The sequence below is a fragment of the Clostridia bacterium genome (assembly GCA_017410375.1).
Lineage (GTDB): Bacteria > Bacillota > Clostridia > RGIG6154 > RGIG6154 > RGIG6154.
This window is the reverse complement of sequence record JAFQQW010000065.1, coordinates 18,573-44,080: the sequence shown is the minus strand read 5'-3', so window position 1 is coordinate 44,080 and position 25,508 is coordinate 18,573. Positions and strand designations below refer to the sequence as shown.

The 25,508-nt window shown below is 45.2% G+C and carries 16 protein-coding genes; 6 read left to right on the top strand and 10 right to left on the bottom strand.

Features of this window, described 5'->3' with window-relative positions; all coding sequences use genetic code 11:
• Positions 1-253: 253 nt before the first annotated feature.
• Entirely contained in the window at positions 254-2,530 is a 2,277-nt protein-coding gene (locus IJE10_10585) for a hypothetical protein (GenBank protein MBQ2968550.1), read from the bottom strand.
• A gap of 116 nt (positions 2,531-2,646) precedes the next feature.
• Here IJE10_10585 and IJE10_10580 point away from each other — a divergent pair, with 116 nt between their 5' ends.
• Positions 2,647-3,477, top strand: a complete 831-nt coding sequence (locus IJE10_10580; GenBank protein MBQ2968549.1) for a helix-turn-helix domain-containing protein — start codon at positions 2,647-2,649, stop codon at positions 3,475-3,477.
• Between the two features lie 48 nt (positions 3,478-3,525).
• Here the strand turns inward: IJE10_10580 and IJE10_10575 are convergent, their stop codons facing one another.
• Together IJE10_10575 and IJE10_10570 are read right to left on the bottom strand one after the other, a co-directional pair.
• Positions 3,526-6,429 (bottom strand): S-layer homology domain-containing protein, encoded by a 2,904-nt coding sequence (locus tag IJE10_10575; protein MBQ2968548.1) that lies wholly within the window; start codon positions 6,427-6,429, stop codon positions 3,526-3,528.
• A 16-nt stretch (positions 6,430-6,445) separates the two neighbouring features.
• Complete coding sequence (locus IJE10_10570; protein MBQ2968547.1) at positions 6,446-8,116, bottom strand: extracellular solute-binding protein; 1,671 nt, start codon at positions 8,114-8,116, stop codon at positions 6,446-6,448.
• A gap of 139 nt (positions 8,117-8,255) precedes the next feature.
• Between IJE10_10570 and IJE10_10565 the strand changes: the two genes are divergently transcribed.
• Positions 8,256-8,996: a helix-turn-helix transcriptional regulator gene (locus IJE10_10565; GenBank protein MBQ2968546.1), complete on the top strand. Its 741-nt coding sequence runs from the start codon at positions 8,256-8,258 to the stop codon at positions 8,994-8,996.
• Positions 8,997-9,035: 39 nt separating this feature from the next.
• Here the strand turns inward: IJE10_10565 and IJE10_10560 are convergent, their stop codons facing one another.
• The 7 genes from IJE10_10560 to IJE10_10530 form a co-directional block, all read right to left on the bottom strand.
• Positions 9,036-10,250, bottom strand: a complete 1,215-nt coding sequence (locus IJE10_10560) for an NADP-dependent isocitrate dehydrogenase (GenBank protein MBQ2968545.1) — start codon at positions 10,248-10,250, stop codon at positions 9,036-9,038.
• A gap of 6 nt (positions 10,251-10,256) precedes the next feature.
• On the bottom strand, positions 10,257-12,188 hold the full coding sequence (locus IJE10_10555; protein ID MBQ2968544.1) for an aconitate hydratase: 1,932 nt from the start codon (positions 12,186-12,188) through the stop codon (positions 10,257-10,259).
• 233 nt (positions 12,189-12,421) lie between these two features.
• Positions 12,422-13,330, bottom strand: coding sequence for a DMT family transporter (locus tag IJE10_10550; protein MBQ2968543.1), 909 nt, complete (start codon positions 13,328-13,330; stop codon positions 12,422-12,424).
• Positions 13,331-13,358: 28 nt separating this feature from the next.
• On the bottom strand, positions 13,359-15,698 hold the full coding sequence (locus IJE10_10545; GenBank protein MBQ2968542.1) for a homocysteine S-methyltransferase family protein: 2,340 nt from the start codon (positions 15,696-15,698) through the stop codon (positions 13,359-13,361).
• A 2-nt stretch (positions 15,699-15,700) separates the two neighbouring features.
• A complete protein-coding gene (locus IJE10_10540; protein ID MBQ2968541.1) occupies positions 15,701-16,324 on the bottom strand; it encodes a Vitamin B12 dependent methionine synthase activation subunit in 624 nt (207 codons plus the stop codon).
• Positions 16,321-17,181, bottom strand: coding sequence for a methylenetetrahydrofolate reductase [NAD(P)H] (gene metF / locus IJE10_10535; GenBank protein ID MBQ2968540.1), 861 nt, complete (start codon positions 17,179-17,181; stop codon positions 16,321-16,323). Before metF ends, IJE10_10540 begins: the two co-directional genes overlap by 4 nt.
• A gap of 3 nt (positions 17,182-17,184) precedes the next feature.
• The gene (locus tag IJE10_10530) at positions 17,185-18,540 is read right to left on the bottom strand and encodes an MATE family efflux transporter (protein ID MBQ2968539.1); all 1,356 of its coding nucleotides are present in this window, start codon (positions 18,538-18,540) and stop codon (positions 17,185-17,187) included.
• A gap of 158 nt (positions 18,541-18,698) precedes the next feature.
• On the opposite strand from IJE10_10530, the gene IJE10_10525 reads away from it, so the two are divergent.
• The 4 genes from IJE10_10525 to IJE10_10510 all read left to right on the top strand — a co-directional run bounded on the left by IJE10_10525 (position 18,699) and on the right by IJE10_10510 (position 25,273).
• Positions 18,699-21,764, top strand: coding sequence for a DUF4981 domain-containing protein (locus IJE10_10525; GenBank protein MBQ2968538.1), 3,066 nt, complete (start codon positions 18,699-18,701; stop codon positions 21,762-21,764).
• Positions 21,765-21,773: 9 nt separating this feature from the next.
• Complete coding sequence (locus tag IJE10_10520) at positions 21,774-22,937, top strand: beta-lactamase family protein (GenBank protein MBQ2968537.1); 1,164 nt, start codon at positions 21,774-21,776, stop codon at positions 22,935-22,937.
• Positions 22,938-23,032: 95 nt separating this feature from the next.
• A complete protein-coding gene (locus tag IJE10_10515) occupies positions 23,033-24,259 on the top strand; it encodes an alpha-L-fucosidase (protein ID MBQ2968536.1) in 1,227 nt (408 codons plus the stop codon).
• A 3-nt stretch (positions 24,260-24,262) separates the two neighbouring features.
• On the top strand, positions 24,263-25,273 hold the full coding sequence (locus tag IJE10_10510; GenBank protein ID MBQ2968535.1) for a hypothetical protein: 1,011 nt from the start codon (positions 24,263-24,265) through the stop codon (positions 25,271-25,273).
• Positions 25,274-25,508 lie beyond the last annotated feature (235 nt).

Genomic DNA, 25,508 nt, shown 5'->3' with positions numbered 1-25,508 from the left:
AATCCTCGATGGATTCCGCTCCATTCAACATCTGTTCAAACCGGAGATTCTTCGCTTCGCTCAGAATGACAAAAATGCGAACGTAGTGAGCGCTCGTGAAAAGTATTTCCAAGAAAACTTTTCACGAAAAAGGAACAACAGGCCGAAAAAAGAGCCGTACAAGAAGTACGGCGAATAAAAAGGTCTTGTTGTGACGATGCGGTAGAACGACTTTTTCGACAGTCTGAAGCCTGCTTTTTTGCAGGCTTTTGTATTATTTTATAAATTCAATTTTGCCGATGCCTCTTGGGGTCGCGGTTACGCCACAGCCTAAATTCCATTCAGGCGTTTCGTTCATTTTGTCGCAATAGCTTGTGTTGATACTGCCAAACAGCGGTGCCATGGTGGTCTTCTGCTCGAAGATAAATTCCACTTCTTTTCCGCGTAAGGCTTCAGGCAGACAAACCACCGCAAAGTCCTCCGCCGACGCACCTAAAAAAATGCCGTCCGCATACACCTTTGTGTAAAGGGTGTCGGTTTCAAAGCCTATTTTGGTTGCGCTTTCAGGCACCAAAAGCGTTGCTTGGGTTTTGGCGTTCCCATAAAAATATGCCTTGTTTTTATGCGGATTTTTGGCATTGAGCACGTCTCCGTCACTCTCAAAATCGCCCAAAAGCACGCAAATGGGCAGATAAAACCGCTCTTCCTTTTCGGCAGGGCACTCTAAGGTGTGCGTACCTTTACAAAGGGTAATTTCTTCGGTCATGGCATAAAGCGCATCTGCCCCGTGTCCGATTAAATCGCAGGACAGCTCCGCCTTTATTTCTTGACCGTCCAGCAAAAGGGGCAACTGTGCGGGATATTTCCGCACCGCAAGCCTTGTTTTTACAGGCTCTTTTACGGTAAATGTCTGCGGTTCCCAAAGCAGAGGACGGTATACGCCCTTGTCGAATTCCATAACAAATTCAGGAGTCGTTTCGACCGTTTCCGCTTCATAAAGCTCTTTGGACAACACCGTCTGCATGGGATACATGACTTTTTCAAACACTTTTCCGAAGGCGTGAATTTCCACCTTTCTGTTTGTGGTGCGTTCTTCTAAATCACAAATGATAAATGTGCCGTCTTTATATACTTTTACAAACACATTCTCTGCAAGATTCCCTTTTTCGGTTACATACACATCGGCTTTGGGCATAGCTGACAAAAATTCCTGCAAATCTATTTTTTCATTATTGTAATACACGCCATCTTTGCGGATATCCAACGCATTTTCCGCATCTGCTTCCGTAAAAGCAAAGGTACGCTGCGCATTTACAATTGCACGCAAAGTTTCAAGCGTATTTTCTTCTGCTTTTTGTGCATCTTTTCGTCCATAATCCAGGTATGCCAGCATATTTTCTCTGGGGTAACGGATGTATACGTCGGGTGTGCTTTCTTTGTTTGCCAGCTCTGCCGCATATTCCGCCTCTTTACAGAACAACGCCGTTTTTTCATAGTCGGGCGCCATGGCGGATTCGGGATTAAAATAGTTTCGTAATTTGTGGTAGTTGCCTGTCATAGACAGCTGTGCCACCGCAATAAAATAGGTATCAATTCCATACGCCGCAGCTATATATAAGCTTCTCCGCTTTTTATTATATGACATATCGCACGGACCCAAAGCAAACAACTCAATCATAGTTTGCTTACCTGTTTTTCGTTTTACCGCGTCAATATGCGCAAAAGCACAAAACACATCCCTTCCCATTTTGGTACTGATATCATCAATGCCCGGTACATCAATACGCTCCAGCACCGAAAGAGTATCGCCCGAATCCCAGGTTCCCTGCATAACGGTAGTATCCGCCAAAAGATGTCCCGTAAGCAAAATATTATGTACCTTGCACCAATCTGCAATTTTACCGATATAATTTTCTTTCATACGATGCGCAAAAAGGTCAAATAGTGTATGCATAAATCCTTCAAAGGGATGTTTCTGGTAATAGGCAGTCACATCTTCAAAAAAGTCTCTGCCTGTTTTGGCGTTATAGTCTGCCTCCAATCCCGTATAATACACAATTTCTTCGGTTCGTTCCACCTGATAGCAAAAACACGGTTCATCGGTGAACATACCCACAATCACCTTGCCGAACTTGTCTGCAAACCGTTCGTAATATTTGTCATGGGTAAGCTGTATAAAAGTATTTACCGCGTGTTCGGAAAGCAAATCGGGAAACCGTTTGTCTGCTACAATCTGCAAACCGTCATCTGTCAAAATGATTTTTTTCGCCCAATTTTCAGCACTTTCTGCCATAACCTTACCGCCGCAACCGCCCGACGGCCAGTTGAATTCGTCATACAGCCAGATTTTTATGTCTGCCGCCTCGCAAACCGTGATGGCGTTTTCAATCAGCTCGAACCACTCTTCCGACATATAAGGCACTAAGCAACCCGAGCGGGGATAAATCATCACTGCACCGATGCCGACCTTTTTGAATTCTGCAATTTCGGTTTCAATTTGCTCTTTTGTAGGCTTGCCCGTTAAGGCAAACATAGGAATGACGTTACGCATAACTTTCTTCTTCCTTTTTATTTTTTTACTTGATTATATCATTTTTTGTGGTATAATCAAGATATAAATTAAACAAATTTCTTTCTGAAATAAAGATTTTTATGGAGGGATTTTTCTTGGAATTTATACAGCCCTATGTGCGGTATGCCACAAAAAGCAATTATTTTATTTATGACACGGTGCAAACGCCCGACTGCCGTTTGCTGTATATTTTGTCGGGCAAGGGAAGCTTTGACACAAGCGACGCCGAAATCCCTCTTACTGCCGGCACTTTGCTGTATTATCCGCCGGGATGCATCTACCGCATTTTTTCCGACCCCCGGTCACCTCTTAACTTTTACACCGTAAACTTTGATTTTACGCAGGAATTTTTGCAATTCAACCGCCCTATTACACCCGTTTCTCCCATGCTTTTCGATGAAAAAAGCCTGCTTCCTACCCACTTGAAAACGGAAGAAGCTGCCTTTTTAAAGCCGTTTGCCGTAAGGGATGCCACAACCGTAAAGCCCGACTTGGATGCACTGCTTTTGGAAAAAGAAGCACGCGTGCCCTTAAGTGAACAGCTGTGCTCCGGGTACCTGCAACTGATTTTATGCAAGCTCCTGCGCTTACACAAAAACACGTCCCCCGACGAGACGGCATTTATGCACGTTTTAAGCTATATCCGCGCCCATTTTAAGGAACAGATTAACAACAAAAGCATCGCGGAAGCTTTAAATTACCACCCCAACTACCTAAGTGCGGTAGTCAAAGAAACCACCGGCATGCCGTTGCACAGCTATATCACAGACTTTCGGCTGCATCAGGCGGCAGGACTTTTGGGTTCTACCCGCCTTTCGGTTGGAGAAATTGCCGAAAGATGCGGTTTTACCAATGCCAACCATTTTTCGGCATTGTTTAAAAAGCACATGAATTGTTCACCCCTTAAGTATCGCAATAAAACCTAAGCAACAAAGCCAAATCCTTAACGGATTTGGCTTTGTTTATTTCAAATATTAATGAACCGGAACAAGTTTAATCGCGGTTGCACGACAGTTTGTGCCGTTGCAAGTGTAGTTCACAGACGCATTTTTGTCGCCCGTAAGCTCACATTCGCCAAGCAAAACCCAGCCTGCATCCGCTTTTTCGTCCGCGCCGAGAATAAGTGCCATAGAGCCTAAATACTTATCTTCACCGTTTTGGTTTATGAGCATATCCATTTGCTTGATATTGTTTAAATGCGGCGTACGCCACATATAAACTTTGTATTTGCCTTTTAAAACATCTGCCAACGGATAAACCGATTTGGCACCTGCTTCGTTTGTCCATTTATGTGATTTTCCATCACAGTTTTTAATTGCCCAAGATTCGTTCCAAGTGCCTGTAAGTTCAGGTGTTATGATTATTTCGCCATCATAGGTTTGGTTATCTGTCGGCTGGTCTTTAACCTTGATTTCTTTTACCGTTACCCCTGCAACGGTGGCGGGGGCGGTTCCCGAGGCGCTCGGCTCTGCACCCACAACGGGTTTGCCGATTTTTGTCATGGTTGTGTCTGTCGCATATTCGGGATACTGCCAGATACGAACATAATCTATAATTTGTGCCGTGCCGTCTGCCGCATCGGTAATAGCGCCTGCCCAGTTTAAGACTGCGGTAGAAAGATACGGCGACTGCAATGCGTTTGCATTATAATTTTCCTGCTCGCGGAGTTTTTTGCCGTCGAAATAAAAGATAAGCTTTTCGGGTGTCCATTCCAATGCATAGGTATGATAGTCTGCCGACAAATCATAGGGAGATGTGTAGCCTTGCGAATGCTGCTTGCGTTCTCCTGTAACGGTGGTGTGATAGTTGGTGTTTACTTTGTTGGGATAGTGTCCCTCATTGATATCCAACTCAAACAACCCTGTGCCCGAAACGGGATAAATGGTCCAGAACGCGTTGTTGATACCGGGTGATGCAGTGTATTTATAACGTGCTTCCCAATAGCCGTATTTTTGATGGAATACATTGGTACGCACCCAAACACTGCCCGATGTCCAGAATTTTCCTTCTCGTTCTTCGCGACGCACCACAAGATGCATTGCTCCGTCGTGTACTTCTACATTTTCAGGCCAACGGGAGGACAAAATATGTCCCGGTGCAGAGGCATCGGACTGCCATACACTCCAGTCCGGCTCTGTGCCATTGAATTCATCATTAAAAGTCAAAACCCATTCTTTATCGGTCGGTGGTCCTGCCCACACGAACATTTGCATAAAACGTTTTAAAATAACCGCGCCTTGTGCTCTTGTTGCATTTTCCAAAGCCGAAACGGTGGTTTCGGAGGTGCCTTTAATAATACCTGTTTTAATCAGATATTTCAGGGCTTCCTCTGCCCATTCGGATACCGAATCCGTATCGGTAAATTTTGCGTAATCATCGGGCATATCTGAAAGCCATTCGTCGTTTCTGCCGATTTGTTTAATCGCATTATAGGTAAAAAGTGCCATTTCCTGACGGGTAATGGGTTGTTCGGGTTTAAACCCGTCATCGGTGGGCAAGCCGTTAAGCAAGCCGTTTTCTTTCGCAGTTGCCACATAGGTTGCATACCATTCGGTTTCGGGAACATCGGGATAACTTTCGCCCGATACAAGCTTATAGCCAAGTGCTCTGTCTAAAATAGTCACATATTCTGCTCTGGAAATTTTAGCTTCGGGGTCAAATTCGGTGTCCGAAACACCCGAAACAAGACCTTCGTTTGCCATATATTCCACATCATAATGTGCCCAGTGGTCTTTCATATCGTCAAATTTATCTAAGGTGGCAAGATTTGCACTTTCCATGATGGATTCCAGACTCCGGTAAGGTGTTACATAGCGTGTTTGCCAGATACCGCCGTTGGCAGAATTTACAATTTCAAACATTACGGTAGAAGCTCTGGTGTTTGCTTTTGCATTTTCGTTTTCCACGCAAACCAATTTTACAAATTCAGATTCGGGTGTACCTTTGAAATCATAGGTACCAAGGTATACCCACGAGCTTTCGGTTAAAGTGGTGGGATCTAAAACCACTTCGTCCACTTTGCCGTTGTGATGCACCTCATATTTTACCTGATTGTTCTGATTTGAAGCCCAATACAAGAGATATACAAACACATTTACATCGCCAACTGCAGAAATTTCGGGGTTATAGGTAACGGTTGCCTCTTCTCCGACACCTGCAATCCACATACTCTGTCCGTAATTTACCATAGGTCCCAATACAGCAGAGCTGTATGTCCAGTCTCCCATCCAGGTGCATTTACCTGCAGGTGCTACGGTGATATTTTTAAGCTGCGAATCGGAATGGGGACGCTTTTCGCCAATTACAGGCACATCCTCAACAGGTTTTTGTGCTTCTTCCTGCTTGGTATCAGGTAAAGAAACCTCTTTTTGGGTGGGTATAAGCTTTATAGCGGTTGCTCTTGTGTTACCGCCCGGATTTTCGTGGAAGAATTTTTCATCACCTTTGCCCGTAAAATCGAACACGCCCACAGATACCCAGCCTGCCGTTACCTTTTCTCCGTCATCCAGTCTCTGATGCACAAAGGTTTTAGACTCTTTGCCGTTATGGGAAACGGTAAACTCCATTTTTTCTATATTGTACATATGCGGACAAACCCAATAGTACGCTTCATAGTTGCCTGCCTTCACATCCTTGATGGCAAAGGTAATGGTTGCACCGCTTTCGTTGGACCATTCGTGTGCTTTTCCATCATAATTTTTCATCGCCCAGGACTCTGTCCAGGTGCCTGTTTTTTCGGCATCTTTATGATGAAAAACAATGTCGTTTTCTGCGGTTTCGGTGCTGTAGACTTGCTGACTTGCCTTGCTTGCTCCAAAAACGGTAATGCAGGATAAAAGCACACACAAGGCTGTCAGTAATGCTGTCAATCTTTTCATATACATGTCACCTCATTTATTGCTCGTATTTTTCAAGTAAGGCATTATATTCCGCTGTCCATTGATCCGGCTGCACGGGCTTTTCAATCTTCGTCGCAGAATCAGAGCTTTGGTTTTTGGAAATGTAAGCATTCATCTGTTCCACATAGTCTTTACCGCCTGCTTTATACCATGCATCTAATGCTTTATCGTATTCAGAAACACGCATTTTACCTGCGCAGATTTTGGTAATTACCTGCGCCAAATCATCCTGCGCATTGATAAATTGAGTTTTGGAGGATGCTTCGGGCACAAAGCCGTTATCCAATCCGTCAATCTGCGTAACCTGACCGATATAAAAACTATGAAGAGTAGGTTCTTCCATATAAGCAGTCTTGTCCGGTTTAACGCCTCGCAAAGCAAAAAATTCAGGGTCTCCTGCTTTTCTTATAATGCCGGAAGGGAAGGAAGCGCCTCTGCCCTGCTCACCCGGCTCAACCACGATAGGTGTTTTGATACCGCCAATCATTTCATAGGTAATGCCTTCAACACCGTTTGCAATCATATCCCATACTTCATCTGACAGCATATAGTCGCAGAATTGGATAAAGTTATTCGGGTTTTCGCAAACGGTAAACACGCACCATTGTCCCCACATAGGTTTATAGTAGCCGTTACCTGCAACAACACCGTTTTCATCCTTGGCAAAGATATAGTCAACATAAGAGCCTTCCGGGTGACGAATGCCATTGTTTGCATCTACAATCTTTTCTTCTTCACTTGCCAAATCACCTACAAATGCAGGTCTCACCCCATAGCGTTGCTTGATAAACTCATCGCCGACAGCAGATTTGGTCATGGACGGTCCGTCTACATCAAAATAGCCGGCGGTATACAAATCCTGTGTGTACTGCAGCTGATTTTTAAAGATATCACTCTTTAATGAGTACTGCGGAAACATATAATCATATTCTTCGCCTTCGTAAGCATACCAGCCGTAGTCGCCGTAAAAACCGCGCGAAAATTCGAGAGGTCCGAACTGCTTGGTTACATCATCCGTCCAGCAGGATGTACCTATAGTATCATCTTTACCGTTGTTATCCGGGTCATCCTCGGTCATTCTTTTTAAAATTTCTTTAAATTCATCTGCCGAAACATCATGAAAATCACGCTCTAAAATATTGCCCATGCCGATATTTTTCATCCAGTCAGCGCGAACAATTATTCCTTCGTTACGGGTAAGCGATGTTCTTGGAACTGCATAAATTTTGCCGTCATCAAGCGGTTTTACACCTTCCCAGGCTGACGGATAGGTATACGCCATCAGATTGGGACAATTTTCCTCTGTCAGATATTCGTCAAGGGCTGCAACCTTTCCGCCTTCGCACACATCAATATATGCCTGCACGGTGGTCGTGGGGAACAACGCAACATCCGGATACTCGCCCGATGCAATCAGAAGCTGCAGCTGTTCCAGATAGCCCGAAGATGAGCCGGTCTGTATTTCAACCGTAATTCCTGTTTTTTCTTTGAATCCGTTAATAATCTTCTCATCAATCACGGACATCCCCTCCGTACTCCCCACGTTACCGAAAATAGTCAGCGTGTCGTCCGTTTTGCTTGTTGTTTTCTGTCCGCTGCAGGCTACCAACGACAAAACCAACGAAAGTGCAAGCATAACAGACAAAAATTTAAACCCTTTTTTCATTTTGTTCATCCTTCCCTGTATTTTAGTATTGACTTTATAAAATCCATACTTTATAATAATTATAGCATGTTTATTGTCGTTTGGGAATTTCCGAAATCGACGAATAGTAGTCCACTATTGACATTAAGGAGAGATTTTTATGGAATATAACAAAATTACACTGCACGACTTTGGACGGGCTGTTTCCAATGGTCCGTGGGGCAAAAATGATGTTGCAAAAAAATTAAACCGTCTGTATTATGTAAATGGGGGTAGTTGTACGGTGAAATATGCACAGAAAGAATTTAAGCTCACTCTGGGCAATGTGTATATTTTGCCGCAAGCCAAAGACTTCCACCGTGTATCGGCTGAAAATTTTGACCACAATTTTTTCGATTATTACTGCGCCCCTGCTCTGCAGTTTGACAGTTTTACCGAAATTCCCGGAAACAGCTTTGGGCTTGCAGAATTCTTTACATTTATAAACAGCATTAAACTGCACCGACGGGATGAATCAGATCGCATCGTTGCGTTAAAATTTTTAAAGTCGATACTCTCTTATATAGAACGGCATATAAAATTACCCTACATTTCGGACAAGTTTATTGTAACGGCATTAAAGTTATTGGAAGAAAATCCCAATATTTCATCCAAAGAAATTGCTGAAAAACTTTCTATAAACGAAAGCTATTTTATACGCCTTTTTTCTAAGGCTATGGGCACATCGCCTATGAAATTCAGCCAGATGCACAAGATGTCTGTTGCTCTTTATATGTTGGAAAGCGGAAATACTGTTTCGGAAATTACAGATAAATGCGGATACTCTTCCGTTTCAGCATTCGGCAAGGCATTTCGTAAGGCATACGGATGCTCGCCCAGCAACTACAAAGCAAAGAAATGATATAATTGAAAAAGCTCCCTCACCGAGGGAGCTTTTTGATTATGCCAACAATGCTTGTAAGCGTTTGTTTACTTCGAGTAAAAATTCTTCGGTGTCTACTTTTTGCTTGTTGGGCAAGTTGGACAAGAGGTAGAGGTCGCCGGTCATCACGCCCTCTTCAATGGTCTGGATGGTTGCTTTTTCCAAAGCATCTGCGAATCTGATGAGGTCGGGCAATTCGTCCATTTCACCGCGTTTTCTTAAAGCACCTGTCCATGCAAACAGGGTTGCCACCGAGTTTGTGGAGGTTTTTTCGCCTTTCAAGTGCTTGTAATAATGACGCTGAACGGTACCGTGTGCCGCTTCATATTCATACACACCGTCGGGCGAAACCAGCACGGAGGTCATCATAGCAAGAGAGCCGTAGGCCGTTGCCACCATATCGCTCATGACGTCGCCGTCATAGTTCTTGCAAGCCCAGATATAACCGCCCTCGGAGCGGATTACGCGTGCAACCGCATCATCAATCAATGTATAGAAGTATTCAATGCCTGCTTTTTCGAATTTTTCCTTGTATTCGTTGTCAAACACTTCCTGGAAAATATCTTTAAAGCGGTGGTCGTATTTTTTGGAGATGGTGTCCTTGCTTGCAAACCAGATATCCTGCTTGGTATCGAGAGCAAAGTTAAAACAGCTTCTTGCAAAGCTCTCAATAGAGCTGTCCACATTGTGCATACCCTGAATGATGCCTGCAGAATCGCCAAACTGATGAATTAAGCTTCTGGTTTCATTGCCGTTTTTATCGGTGCAGACGAGTTCACATTTTGCGCCTTCGGGCACCTGCATTTCGGTATTTTTATACACATCACCATAGGCATGACGGGCAATGGTAATGGGCTTTGTCCAGGTGGGAATATAGGGGGTAATACCCTTTACGATAATGGGGGTACGGAATACGGTACCGTCTAAAATCGCACGGATTGTGCCGTTGGGTGACTTCCACATTTCCTTTAAATTGTATTCGGGCATTCTTGCCGCGTTGGGAGTGATGGTGGCACATTTAACCGCAACACCGTATTTTTTGGTGGCTTCGGCAGACTCGAAAGTAACCTTGTCATCTGTTTCGTTTCTGTGCACCAGCCCTAAATCATAATACTCGGATTTTAAGTCCACATAAGGGTAAATCAAAATATCTTTAATCATTTGCCAGATAATTCTGGTCATTTCGTCCCCGTCCATTTCGACTAAGGGGGTTTTCATCTGAATTTTAGCCATGTCCGATTATCCTTTCATTTTTGTATAAGCCAGCAAACCGCCTGCCAAAATAATATCCTTCTGACGGTCGGAAAGGTCGCATTTCAACACAATTTCCGCACCGTTGGTTTTATTGGTTAAGATAAAATCTTTGCCGTTTTTCACGGTTTCAATCAAATCTTTCATTTCAATGCTGTCGCCCTGGGCGATTTTTTCATAATCCGCTTCACAAGCAAATTCCAAAGGCAAAATGCCTGCGTTTACCAGGTTTGCTCTGTGGATTCTTGCAAAGGATTTTGTGAGTACCGCCTTTACGCCAAGATGCAGAGGCGCAAGTGCCGCGTGTTCACGGGATGAGCCCTGACCGTAGTTGGCACCGCCTACAATAATGCTCTTGCCCAAATTTTCTGCTCTTTCGGGGAATGCTTCGTCGCAAACAGTGAAGCAATGCTTGGAAATGGCAGGAATGTTGGAACGGAGGGGCAAAATCTTTGCGCCTGCGGGCATGATATGGTCGGTGGTGATGTTGTCCCCAACCTTTAAGGAGCAATCGCAAGCGATTACATCAGAAAGCGGTTCGGTTTTGGGGAACGGCTTGATGTTGGGACCGCGGAGCACTTCCACAGAATCCATATCCGCTTCCGCTACGGGCGGTTCTACCATGTTATCGTTAATTAAAAATTCTTCGGGCAATTCAAATGCGGGCATATCCCCTAAGGTACGGGGATCGGTTAAAACGCCGGTGATGGCAGATACTGCCGCAACCTCGGGGGAAACCAGATAAATCTGACCGTCTTTTGTACCCGAACGGCCCTCAAAGTTACGGTTGAAGGTTCTAAGGGAAATACCTTTGGAGTTTGGTGCCTGACCCATACCGATGCAGGGACCGCAGGCACTTTCTAATATTCTTGCACCTGCCGCAATCATAATGGCAAGGGCACCGTTTTCTGCAAGCATATTTAATACCTGCTTAGAGCCGGGGGCAATGGACAAAGACACATCGGGGTGTACCGTTTTGCCCTTTAAGATGTGGGCAACCTTTAACATATCAAGCAGCGAGCTGTTGGTACAAGAGCCGATACAAACCTGGTCAATTTTCATTTCGCCGATTTCGGAAAGGGGTTTTACCGCATCGGGAGAATGGGGGCAAGCTGCCGCAGGCTCGATTTCGGAAAGGTTGATTTCTACAAATTCGTCATATTCTGCATCCTCGTCTGCGCAAAGAGGAACAAAATCCTGCTCTCTCTTCTGGGCTTTTAAGAATGCCTTTGTTACATCGTCCGAGGGGAAGATGGAGGTGGTTGCACCAAGCTCTGCGCCCATGTTGGTGATGGTTGCACGCTCGGGAACAGACAAGGTTTTTACACCCTCACCGCAATATTCGATAACCTTACCTACGCCACCTTTAACAGAAAGGCGTTTTAACACTTCTAAAATAACGTCCTTTGCGGCACACCAGGGAGATAATTTTCCAGTTAAATTTACTTTTACGATTTTGGGATAGGTGATGTAATATGCACCGCCACCCATAGCAACCGCAACGTCCAAACCGCCTGCACCGATGGCAATCATACCGATACCGCCACCTGTGGGGGTATGGCTGTCCGAGCCGATTAAGGTTTTGCCCGGGATGCCGAAGCGCTCTAAATGCACCTGATGGCAGATGCCGTTACCGGGACGTGAAAAGTAAATGCCGTGCTTTTTGCAAACCGAGCCGATAAAACGGTGGTCGTCTGCATTTTCAAAGCCGGACTGCAGGGTGTTATGGTCAATATATGCAACCGATTTTTCGGTTTTGACACGCGGAATTCCGATGGCTTCAAATTCTAAGTATGCCATGGTGCCTGTAGCGTCCTGGGTTAAGGTCTGGTCGATACGGATACCGATTTCGTTGCCTTTTTTGAATTCCCCGTCCACTACATGGTTTTTAAGGATTTTTTCAGTTAATGTAAGACCCATTTTATGTTCATTCCTTTCCATCATTCACAATAAAGGTATTTTATCATATTTTACGGTATGTGTCAATGATTTTGCAAGAATTAAAACGCAAACTTGCAAAAAGAAAGTAACGGAGCGGAATCCAGCGAGGGTTCTGCTCCGTTCGATATTTCTCTCCTTCCGTCACGCTTACGCGTGCCACCTTCCTCGTCAGAGGAAGGCTTTTATTTCGCCCTTACAGTTAAGCGACATTTTTAATTTTTCTTTGTGGATAGTGTTTCGCCAAGACCCGAGAGCAGGACGGCGCTGAAAATTAAGGTCGCGCCCAAAATCAGCGACCAGCTTACGGTATCCAAGCCTAAGCAAACCGAAAGGATTGTGGTCAAAACCGCAGGAGTGGACATGGTGATGGTGACCACTGTGACATCCAGTTTTGTAACCGTTATGGTGCGCAAAATCCAGCATACACAGCTTACGATTAAGTTGGTCAGCACTGCAAGCAATAAAATTTTAAAGTCAAAGGAAAAGTGTATGTATTCCAGTGCCACGCCCTCAGGACGAATATAGTGCAGGCAAACCATAAAAAGCGCAGACAGCACAACGTTAACCCATTGCTGAATCATCAGGTACAAAACGGCATCCATTTTTTTGGCGTATACGCCTGTACCCACGATATTACCTGCGTATAAAAAGCCTGCCAGGGCACAAAGAATTTCACCCATTCCAAGCCCGCCCGAGAAATTTGCACCGCTTAACACAAAGCAACCCAAAAGGCAGATGACACTTGCAAACGCAACCGGCTTGCAGGGCTTTTGTTTGAACATAAAAAGCATTAAGAGCGGTACGATGATGCAGGAGGTATTTTCCAGAAATGCGTACATAGCAGGGGTTGTGTATTGCAGACCGATTTTTTGGGAAATGGTTGCCAGAGAGTAGCAGGCACCTGTTACGATTGCCACTTTAAAATACTGTTTGTCTAACATTTTCAATTTTTTGACAGACAATAAAGTAAAGCTTACCGCAGAAATGAGCGCACACAAAAGGGTGTATGCCGTTGCGGAATAATAATCATAAAAGGTTTTGGTGACAAGGGGCGATACACTCCAGATTCCCACTACCAGAAACATATACACATAGTATATGGCATTTGATTTTTGTTGCATGTTTTTTAAAACTCCGTAAATGTTGTTTTTACACTGCAGAAAACAGTTCTTCGGCATAGCGTACCGTTTCCATGGCATCCTTTGCGTATTTGTCGGCACCCATGGCATCGGCGTATTCCTGAGTAAGCACCGCACCGCCGACTACCACTTTAACATCGGGAGCCTGCTCACGGAGAAGCTTAATGGTCTTTTCCATAGCCGGGACGGTGGTGGTCATCAGCGCACTTAAGCCCACTAATTTTACGTTGTGTTTTTTGGTTTCTTCAAGCACCGTTTCGGCTTTTACATCTTTACCTAAGTCCAACACGTCAAAGCCGTAGTTTTCCAAAAGAACTTTTACAATATTTTTACCGATATCATGGATATCGCCCTCTACCGTTGCCACAATCACTTTGCCTTTGTCGGAAGCGGTCTTGGTCATGGTAGATTTTACCACCTCAAAGGCTTCCTTTGCCGCTTCGGCACTCATTAAAAGCTGGGGCAGAAAGACCGTTTTTTGTTCAAAGCCTTTGCCTGCCACATCCAAAGCCGGAATGATATGCTCTTTGATGATATCCATGGCAGACATTTCTTCAGCTAAGAGGCTTTTGCAAAGCGCACCTGCACTGTCTTTTAAACCTTTGATGATGGCACTTTTCAAGGTTTCCGACGTGTCTTTGGCGGTCGCCTGGGGTGCAGTTTTGTCTGCGTTATAGGTAATATAGTCGGTGCAGTTTGCATCTAGGTTATGCAATGCACAAAAGCTGTAGTATGCCTGCATCATGCCCTCGGAATGGGGATTCATAATGGCAGCCGACAAGCCGTTTTCCATGGCAAGCCCGAAAAAGGTGCTGTTAATGGCTTCACGGTTGGGTAAGCCGAACGAAATATTGGAAACGCCAAGGCTTGTTTTTCTGCCCAGGGCAGAAAGCCTCCTTACAGTTTCTAAGGTGGTAAGTGCCGAAGCGGTATCCGAGCTTATGGTCATGGCAAGGGCATCCACCACAATGTCTTTTGGGGAAATGCCGTATTTAGACGCTTCTGCGTAGATTTTATCTGCGATGGCAAGTCTGCCCTCGACCGTTTTCGGGATGCCCGTTTCGTCTAAGGTCAGGGCAACCACCACACCGCCGTATTTTTTCACCAGCGGGAACACTTTATCCATGCTCTCCTGCTTGCCGTTTACCGAGTTCACCATGGGTTTGCCGTTATAGCAACGCATACCTTTCTCTAAGGCATCAAAATCGGAGGTATCAATCTGCAGAGGCAGGTCGGACACCGCCTGCAGAGCTTTAACCGTCTCTTCCATCATGGACGGCTCGTCTATTTCGGGAAGTCCCACATTGACGTCTAAAATGTGGACCTTTTTTTCCTGTTGCTGTAAGCCCTCGTTTAAGATATAATCCATTTTATGCTCTCGGAGAGCTTCTTTTAAGCGTGGTTTACCGGTGGGGTTGATGCGTTCACCAATCAAAATGGGTTTTTGCCCGATTTCTACCGCATGGGTATAGGAGGACACCACCGTTTTTTGTTTGGGTACGGGGGCTTTGAAGGGCATTTTCTTCACGCGTTCTGTCATAGCACGGATATGGTCGGGGGTTGTACCGCAACAACCGCCTAAAATGCATGCGCCCATGTTTGCTATGGTTTCCATGGCATCTGCAAACCCTATTGGGGTGATATCAAACACCGTTTCACCGTTTTGAAGCTTTGGTAGACCTGCGTTGGGGTTTACAATAACGGGAACAGAGGCGTTTTCAACTAATTTTTGCACAACGCCCTGCATTTCCACAGGACCTAAGCTGCAGTTTACACCGATGGCAGAAACGCCCAAGCCCTCTAACATGGCAACCATGGCTTCAGGTGTTGCGCCCGTCATGAGCTTGCCCGTTTCGTCATACACGCAGGTGACAAATATGGGTAAATCAGAATTCTCCTTTGCCGCAAGCACCGCTGCTTTGGTTTCTAAGCTGTCGTTCATGGTTTCGATTAAAATGAGGTCGGCATTTTTTCCTGCCTTTACAACCTCTGCAAAGCAAGCAACTGCGTCCTCGAACTCTAAATCGCCGTAGGGCTTTAACAGCTTTCCGGTGGGACCTATGTCCAAAGCAACCAAGGTGTCCGTCCCTTTAACCGCTTCCTTTGCGTTTTGTACGCCTGCCTTTACCACTTCCGCAAAATTTTCGCCGAATTTTAAGGGTGATGCACCGAAAGTGTTGGTTTTGATGAGATTTGCGCCTGCTTCGATATAGGCTTTATGCAGGGCGATAATTTTTTCGGGGGCGGATAAATTCCAGGCTTCGGGTTGCTCGCCCGGCTTTAAGCCCATGGACTGCAACACGGTACCCGTTCCACCGTCAAAAAACATATATTGGTCTTTAAAAATCATTTTTATTCCTCTTTTCTGAATACGCAGGGGTGGGTGCAGGTTGCACAGCCCGATTCACATTTGGTTTCTCCCATTCCCACAATGGCGGTCACCGATTTGGTGGGCACCATAAGCAGACTTTCGGTTAAGGTAACCCCTAAACGTCTGGGTAAATCCAGCACCTTAAAAAGGTCTTTTTGTGCTGTAAGGGGTAAATCCCCGTAGCCGGGACTGAACCGCGGACGGGTTTTGCCTAAGCGTTCGCAAAATATATCGCAAGCCGATTCAATGGCAGCCGTTCCCACTGCCTGCAAAACAGCAGCTTCAGCAGGGGATAAAATTTCGGTGCGCTGCAAAAGGCGGTCAAAAGCAATGCCTAAGGTTGCACCGAACACTACAGCCTTTTCGCAACCCTTTAAATTTTGCGCAAGGCTTTGACTTTCAAAGCACAAGCCGTCAAGAGAAACGGAAGCCCCTGAAACGGTCACGGGACTTTCCATGCTCCAAACCTTTGCAGAAGGGGAAAGGGTTTTGATCATTTTATCTATCAGTCCGTCGGTTGCGGTATCGGGGTTTGTTTTGCCGTAGCCTAAGTAGCGGGCCACTTCCCTTTTGTCCACCGGCACAGAATCTATTACAAAAATCATTTGATAATCTCCGATAAGCTTTTTTGAATCTGGGCTGCAACCTCGGGCTTGTTCATGGTATAAATATGGATGTGGTTTACACCGTTTGCCAGAAGGTCTATGATTTGCTCGGTGGTATAGGCAATACCTGCCTGAAGCATAGCGTTGGGGTCGTCACCGAACTTATCCACAATGGCTTTGAAGCGCTGGGGCAGGTATGTGCCCGACATGCCCACAATTCGTTCTAACTGGTTGGCGCGGGTTACCGGCATAATACCTGCAACCACAGGAATTTTAATGCCTGCTTCGCGGATTTTATACAAAAATGTATATAGAATGTGATTGTCAAAAAACATCTGGGTGGTCATAAAGCTTAGCCCTGCGTCCACCTTTTCTTTTAAATATTTGATATCATCTGCGGTATGCTTGCTTTCCACATGCCCTTCCGGGTAGCAGGCACCGCCAATGCAGAAATCTCCACGGCTTTTCACATCATATATCAACTCTGCCGCGTATTTATAATCCTGCGCGACTTTCCCGTCTTTGGGAATGTCACCGCGGAGCGCTAAGATGTTTTCGATGCCCTCTGCTTTAAACAGCTCCACCTGCTCTCTCACCTTTTCCTTGGTGGAGGATACACAGGTTAAGTGCGCAAGAGCAGTTACATCATGCTTTTTCTGTATATTTGCTGCAATGGAGGTGGTAAATGCGCTGGTACCACCGCCTGCACCATAGGTTACACTCATAAAGTGCGGTTTTAATGCCGCGATTTCCTCTACGGCTGTTTCCACAGAGCTGTAGTTGTCTGCCGTTTTGGGTGGGAATACTTCAAAGGAAAGGGTGGGTTTGCCTTTTCCTAAAATTTCGGATAGTTTCATTGTTTATACCTCCGCTTTGATTATTGCTTTTTTCCATTTACCGGTGAGGAAGAAAATAAGACCGAACAACAATGCCGCGCCTGATGCCACCGGTGCCCCGAGACCTACGCCAAACAAGCCCATAGCCATGGCAATACCAAAGAGATAGGATGCAGGAATACGGAACAAAATAGACGAAATCATACCGTTAATTAAAGATACGGTGGGATGTCCCGAGCCGATGAACAGACCGTTAAAGCAGAACACAAAGGGGACAATCAAATAGTCATATTTAAATGCCGCCATGTAATCGACACCCTTTTGGATAACCGCTTGCTCGTCGGTAAAGGCACGCATACAAAGCTCGGGAAATACCGTTACAAATGCAAAAATGACTACGCTGATGAAAACGGCAATGCCGATACCGCAAAAGGTGGTACGCTTTGCTCTGTCAAGCCTGCCTGCACCCAGATTCTGGGCAACCATGGCAGAAACTGCGCTGGACATTGCTGCGGCAGGCAAAATGGCAAAGCCGTTTAATTTACCTACAGCACCCACTGCCGCAGAAGCTTCGTAGCCAAGGGAGTTGACTAAAGTGGTTAAAAACAGAAAGGATGCGCCCGTTGCCACGTTCTGAATGGATGAGGGGATGCCAAGCTTTAAAATAAGCTTTAAGCTTGGTTTATCCACCTTAAAGGATTCTCTGTTAAACGAAAAGATAAAGTTGTTGCGTTTTAAATACAGTATGCACAAAATCACACTGACCGCCTGGGAGATAACGGTTGCAACCGCTGCAGCCGTTGCACCGCTTTGAAAGGTGGGCACCAGTAAAATGTCCAACACAACATTGGTCACACAGGCAACGCCCACAAACAGCAGCGGATTTTTACTGTCGCCCAAACCACGCATTACGGCACTTAAGGCATTATAAGCAAAAATGAAAATGTTACCTAAGGTGGTGACAAAGAAATATTTGCTTGCTTCTGCAAAGGATTCGGGAGGCGTTTGGATCAGCTTCAAAAGCGGTTTTTGCACAACCAGCATCAAAACCGTTAAAACAACCGCCAGAAAAGCCAGCGACGAAAAAAGTGTGCCGATGGTTTTTTTGATGCCCTCGCGGTTGTCCGCGCCCTTGTACTGCCCAATTAAAACGGTCGCACCAACCGACAGACCAAACACCATGTTGGTGATTAAAAAGGTAATCTGTGAGCCGATATTGACCCCCGACATTGCCGCTGCACCGCGGAACTGTCCTACAATAATCATATCTGCCACACTGTAAAGTGTCTGTATCAGATTGGACAATAAAATGGGCATGGAAAACAGAATCAGCTGTTTGATGACACTGCCCTGCACCAGGTCTTTTTCAAATTTTGCCAAAGTCTTCGCCTCCGTCTCTTTTATAACTTATTATTTTACCACAAATCTTTAAAAAAAGCAATATTTTCTATAAAATACGCAATTTCAAGCAATAATTTATTATTTACTTTCTGTCCTATATTTGATATAATAAAGAAAAAAATATAAGGCGGTGCGTTATGAACGTTAAAGATTTTCAGAATCCTTCGGTACTGCACCAGGGTACCGAAAAAACAAAGAGTTATTTCATCCCCTTTGCCGATTTGGAAAATGCGGGCAAAAACAACAAGCGGTTTTCCCCCTATTACCTGCTTTTAAACGGCAACTGGGATTTTGCCTACTATGACAGATTTTATGATGTGCCCGAAAACATCGGGACCCTTGATACCGACGACTGGGACGTACTTCCCGTGCCGTCCAACTGGCAGATGTACGGGTTTGACATTCCCCAGTACGCGAATGTGGAATATCCTATCCCTGTGACCGAGCCGTTTGTACCAAATGACAATCCGGCAGGGGTGTACTCCAGAGATTTTTATTTGCCCGAAAGCTTTGAAAATAAGGACGTTTTTGTAACCTTTGAGGGGGTAGACTCGTTCTTTTACCTTTTTGTAAACGGCAAGGAATTAGGCTACGATAAGGTGCCTCATTCCCCTACCACCTTTAACATTACCTCTGCGTTAAAGCCGGGCAAAAACAACATCCGTGCGGTGGTTTTAAAGTGGAGCGACGGCACATACTTAGAGGACCAGGATTTTTATCGCTTATCGGGTATTTTCAGAGATGTATATTTAACTGCCCGCAGTAAGGTGCGCATTGACGATTTCTTTGTGCGTGCAGGGCTGACCAATACCTACAAAGACGGTGTTTTAGACATTGATTTTTCGTTTTCGGGCAAGCCTGAGGTTGAAATTTCTCTGTATGATGCAGAAAACAAGCTTATTCTTTCGGACAAAACCAAAAAAGCGACTTATTCCTGCACTTTGGAAAACGTAACGAGCTGGAATGCAGAGCATCCGTATCTGTATACCCTGGTTTTAAAAGTGGATGACCAGTATATTGCCAAAAAAATCGGTTTCCGCACGGTGGAGATTGCAGACAATTGTGCCCTTTTAGTGAACGGTGTTGCCGTAAAATTAAAGGGTGTAAACCGTCACGATTCTCACCCGACCTTAGGACATGTGACGCCCATATCGCACATCCGTCACGATTTAGAGCAGATGAAGCGGTTAAACATCAACTGCATTCGTACCTCCCACTACCCCAACACCCCCGAATTTGTGGATTTGTGCTCCGAATACGGCTTTTATGTTATGGATGAGACGGATTTGGAGTGTCATGGCTTTATTTATCTGTACAGCGGATACCATGCGTATAATCCCAAGCACGTTTCCCATAATCCTGAATGGAAAAACGCGTATCTGGACAGAGCAGAAAAGCTGTTTGAACGGGATAAGAACGCAACCTCTGTACTGTTCTGGTCCATGGGCAACGAATCGGACTACGGGGACAATCACATTGCCATGTACCATTATTTTAAAGGCAAGGATTCCACAAGACTTACCCACTACGAAAACTCCAACCGTCACCGTTTGCAGAGTGGCGAAATTCAAAAGGAGCATGCACCTGAATTCGATATTATCAGCTATATGTACAGCGATGTTAATCAGTGTATTGAAGAGGGCAAGAATCTTTTAAAAGAAAAAAGACCCTTCTTCCTTTGCGAATACTCCCACGCAATGGGTGTAGGTCCCGGCGATCTCAAGCAGTACTGGGATGTATTTTACAAGTACCCCCGTTGCATCGGCGGTTGTATCTGGGAATGGTGCGACCACACCGTTGTATTAGAGGATGAGGACGGCAACAAGGCATACGGCTACGGCGGTGACTGCGGTGAAATCATTAACGCGGACAACTTCTGTAATGACGGCTTGGTGCGTCCTGACCGCACCTTCTCTTCGGGTGCTTTAGAAGCAAAGGCAATTTATCAGAACGTATATGTGGAAGAAATTGATGCAAACAAGGGTGAGTTCCGCATCTGCAACCGTTTTGATTTTACCAATGCAAACAACTATCAAATTGTATACGAAATTGAAGCGGATGGTGACATCCTTTTAAAGAAAGAGCTTCCCCGCTATTCTATGCAACCCCATACCTCCAAGAAAATTGTGATTGACCTTTCTGTTTTGCCTGAAAGTGTAAAGCACGGCTGTCACATTACCTTCCGCACCTTAACCACGACCGATTCCCTTTGGGAAAAGGCAGGGTACGAAACAGGCTTTACCCACTTTGCTTTGGATGTCCCTGAGGTGAAAAAGGCGATGGCACTTCCGGGTAAAGTGGTTGCAGAATTTGAGGACAATGAATTTTTACAGCTCCGCGGAAACAACTTCACCTATCTGTTCAACAAGATTTACGGTGCGTTTGATGTGTTGTCGGTAGGCGGTGCAGACATTCTTGCCGACCGCACGAAATTTTCGGTTAATGCCGCTGAAATGGATAACTTCAGACCCATGTGGAACAAGTGGTATTTAGGACAGAGCAAGCACAGCGTATTCCGTTACAATACGGCGCACAACTTTGAAACCGAATGGAAAGAAGAGAAAGGCGCTATTGTGATTACCGCAAAGCAGGGCGTTGCATGTCCTGCAAGAAAGCCGTTTGTGAACTATACCGTAACCTATACCGTAACGGGTGACGGTGTGATTTCCGTTTCGGTAAAGGGCAAAGCGGACTACGAATATTTCCTGCCCCGATTCGGTATGGATTTCTGCTTAGCTGCAGGCTCTGAAAAGGTGGAATACTACGGTATGGGACCTGACGAAAACTTGAATGACATGTGTCATCACACCACGGTCGGACATTACAAAACCACTGTTGATGAACAGTATGTACCCTATATTAAACCCCAGGATCACGGCAACCACACCAAGACAAAATGGGTTTCGGTTGTGGACGAGTTAGGCAGAGGTATCCTGGTTCGGGCAAAGCGCGGAGAGACCTTTGAATTTGCGGTTTCTCATTACAGCACCGAGAACATGATGGATGCAAAACACACCTGGGATTTGGAAAAAGAGGATGAAACATACCTTAGAATTGACTATAAGGTAACCGGCACAGGCTCAGGCTCCTGCGGTCCGTTAGTTTCTGAAAAATTCAGACTTCTGGGCGATGAAGAAATTGCCTACAGCTTTGAAGTTTTGCCTTTGATTTTAGATAACGACTCCCCGAAAGACATTGCGTGAGGTGAGAACATGAATTTTGAACCCTTAAAACAGTTAATGGATGACTGGACAACCTTTTATAACCCGGGAAACGCTGTGGAGATTTATCTCCACGGCGAGCGGGTGTTTAAATATGCTTCGGGGCTTAAGGATGTGGAAAACAATTTAAGAATGTCAGGCAACGAGCATTTCTTTATTTATTCCTGCTCTAAGGTGGCAACCGCCGTTGCGGGCATGCAACTGATTGAGCAGGGAAAAATATTGCCCACTGACCTCCTTTCCGACTATATGCCCGAATTCAAAAGCATGATGCTTAAAACCCCTGAGGGGGATTTGGTGCCTGCCAAAAATCCGATTCTGGTGGGACATCTTTTTGACATGACATCGGGCTTCAGCTACGATTCAGCTAGCTTGAAAGAGGCGGTAAAACAAAAAGGGTTGTCCATGGATACCCGTACTGTTATCCGCACTCTGGCTGAACAGCCCTTATCCTTTGAGCCGGGCACCAATTTCCAGTACAGCTTGAGCCATGATGCTTTAGCGTGTCTGGTAGAGGTGGTTTCGGGCATGAAATTTAAAGATTATATGCGACAAAACATTTTTGAACCGCTCGAAATGTTTGATACCGCATACCATCCGACCGATGCGATGCTGAAAAATTTAGCACCCATTTACCGTTTTCAGGTGGAAAACGGACCTGAGGATTTGGTAGAGGCACAAAAAACAGGCGGTATGCAAGAGGGAAAACATATTCTGCAACCGTCGGTGAACAATTACGAATTTTCGCCTGTGTATGACAGCGGCGGTGCAGGCATTATCACAACCGTTTCGGATTATGCAAAATTTGCAGGGGCGCTTGGGAACTATGGTACAGCGAAAAACGGCGCTCGCATTTTATCGGAAGCAGGCATTGATTTGCTTCGCACCACAAGAGTAAAACACGACACGCTCCCGGGCTGGAACTGGAAGCAGTATAAGGGCTATGACTACGGCTTTGGTGTACGCGTGATGGCGGACAAGTCCCATGGAAGTTTAAGCAATATCGGTGAATTCGGTTGGTGCGGTGCGGCAGGCTCTGCGGTGATTTGCGACCCGAAAGCAGGGCTTGGCGTGTTCTTTGCCCAGCACACCTTAAATCCCAGAGAGGATTTTTATTTCCCGAGACTGCGGAACATGATTTATGCGTGTCTCTGAAAAAAGTCAACTTTTAACGACAAACCGTAAACTTTAACCATGTAAAAAACTGTATTTTTGCGTTATAATAAAGCAAAAGGAGGTTTTGAAAAACTATGCGACCGATAAAGAAAGAACAACTGGACTTTTTAAACTGGGAAATGGGACTTTTTATCCATTTCGGCATCCGCACCTTTTATGAAGGACATAAGGACTGGGATGGCAAGGAAATGCCTGCAAGCGGATTCAACCCTAAAAATTTAGACTGCGAGCAATGGGTTACCACTGCCAAAAAGGCAGGCATGCAGTATGCCATTTTGGTGTGCAAGCATCATGACGGGTTTGCCAACTGGCCGTCGGAATATACCGAATATTCAGTTAAAAATTCCCCCTGGAAAGACGGCAAAGGTGACGTAGTTCGTGAATTTGTGGACGCTTGCCGTAAGCATGACTTAAAGGTGGGACTTTACTACTCCCCTGCCCAGGCAGGCTATGAAGGCTCGGACAATAAAGATTATGACGATTATTTTATCAATCAGATTTCGGAGCTTTTGCAAAACTACGGCAAAATTGACTATTTGTGGTTTGACGGCTGTGGCTCGGAGGGGCATGAATATGATACGGTGCGTATTGTAAACGCCATCCGCACCATGCAACCGAACATCTTAATTTTTAACATGTGGGACCCCGACACCCGTTGGGTAGGCAATGAAGCGGGCTATGTACCGCTTCCCAATTGCAACATTGTAAGCGAGTTGGAGTTTTCGGTACGCACCGACAAAGCGGATTCCATTGAAACCCTTTTTCTGCCCGGTGAATGCGACTGCATGATGCGGAATATCTGGTTTTACAGCGACTGCAACGAAGATCAAATCAAAAGCTTAGACCAGCTGATGGGTATGTACTACTGCTCGGTAGGGTACGGCGCGAACCTGCTGTTAAACATTGCACCCGACCGGGACGGCTTACTGCCAAAGGCGGATGTAAATCGCCTGATGGAGTTTGCAGATAAAATCAAAAAAGATTTTTCTTCGCCCTTAAAAGCGACCTGTACAAGGGAAGAAAATACATACACCCTGGTCTTTGACGAGCCAACTTTAGTCAATCATGTGGTACTGATGGAGGATTTGTCCGAAGGGGACAAAATTGAAGCCTTTTCTGTGTTTGCGACCTCTTCGCCCTGGAGCAGAAAGCCCATACAGATGTATCAGGGCAACACGGTTGGACACAAGAGAATCTGTAAGTTTCCGTCCATTATGGCAAAGCAGGTAGAAATTGTGATTGAAAAAGAACGCTTGCCCCATAAATTAAATGATTTGAAAGCTTTTTATGTGGAGGGCTGACAAATGCGAAACTTAGATGAACTGGTTCTCCAAATTAAAAAGACGGTTGAAAAGCATAACTTAGGGAAACCGGGACAGTATCAAAGATGGCTGTGGGAAAGCGCCGAAAAGCCAAGACAGCTGGGTTTAAATGAATACGGGGTTGCAGATGCGGCAAATATTCTTTATCAAATCGGATATTTCCCCCAAGACCCGAAGGAGCGGGCAGAGTGGGTATCGGTTTTACAAGGTATGCAAAACCCAGAAACAGGAATGTATGCAGAAAGCACGCATCACACCCTGCACACCACCGCACATTGCATGGCGGCGTTAGAGCTTTTTGATGCAAAACCGCTCTACCGCCCGACTGAAGTGCTCAAATACAAAGACAAAAACGAGCTTTATAAGCTGTTAGACAGCCTGCGGTGGGAGGATGCGCCCTGGCGGGATTCGCACATCGGGGCAGGCATTTATGTGGTGATGCTTCTTTCGGACGAGGCAGATATTGAGTGGATTCGTGCCTATTTTAAGTGGCTGGATGACAATGCAGACCCGATTACGGGTATGTGGAGAAAAGGGTTTACAACCCTGCCCGAATCTTTAACACACAAGGTTTTGGGCGGTGCGTTCCACTATCTTTTCAACATGGAAAACCACAAAAGAGCCATTATATATCCCGAAAAAATGATTGACACCTGCTTAGAGCAGTATTTGAGCGGAGAATTGAATCATTATTTTAAAAATTTCGGCAGGCGGTGCGAGTTTTTGGAGATGGATTTTGTGTACTGCATCACCCGCGCTATGCGCCAATGTCATCACCGTTTTGAAGAATGCAGGCAGACATTATTAAAATTCGAAAAGGAATTTTTGGATTTTATGCTCTCTTGTGATTACGAAAAGGATGAGGGCTTTAACGATATGCATTCGCTGTTTGCGGCAACCTGCACTTTAGCAGAGCTGTCTTCCGCACTTCCCGGTACCATTGAAACCACAAAGCCTTTAAAATTAGTCTTAGACAGACGACCATTCATTTAAGGGAATGTAAAAAAAGTCCGGACCGCAAAAACGCGAGTATAAAGGCAAACAAAGTTTGTACAAATCCACAAGAAAGACACAAAATGAAGAAAACACGCAGTTTTTTTGCGTGTTTTCTTTTGATAAATGCGTTTTTGCTATAAACGAACCGAGCCCTCGCAGTATTTATATACAGCTTCGGGTGCCCCGATGCCACAAGCATCGGCTCTGTTCGTTTATTCCAAACATTTTTTCC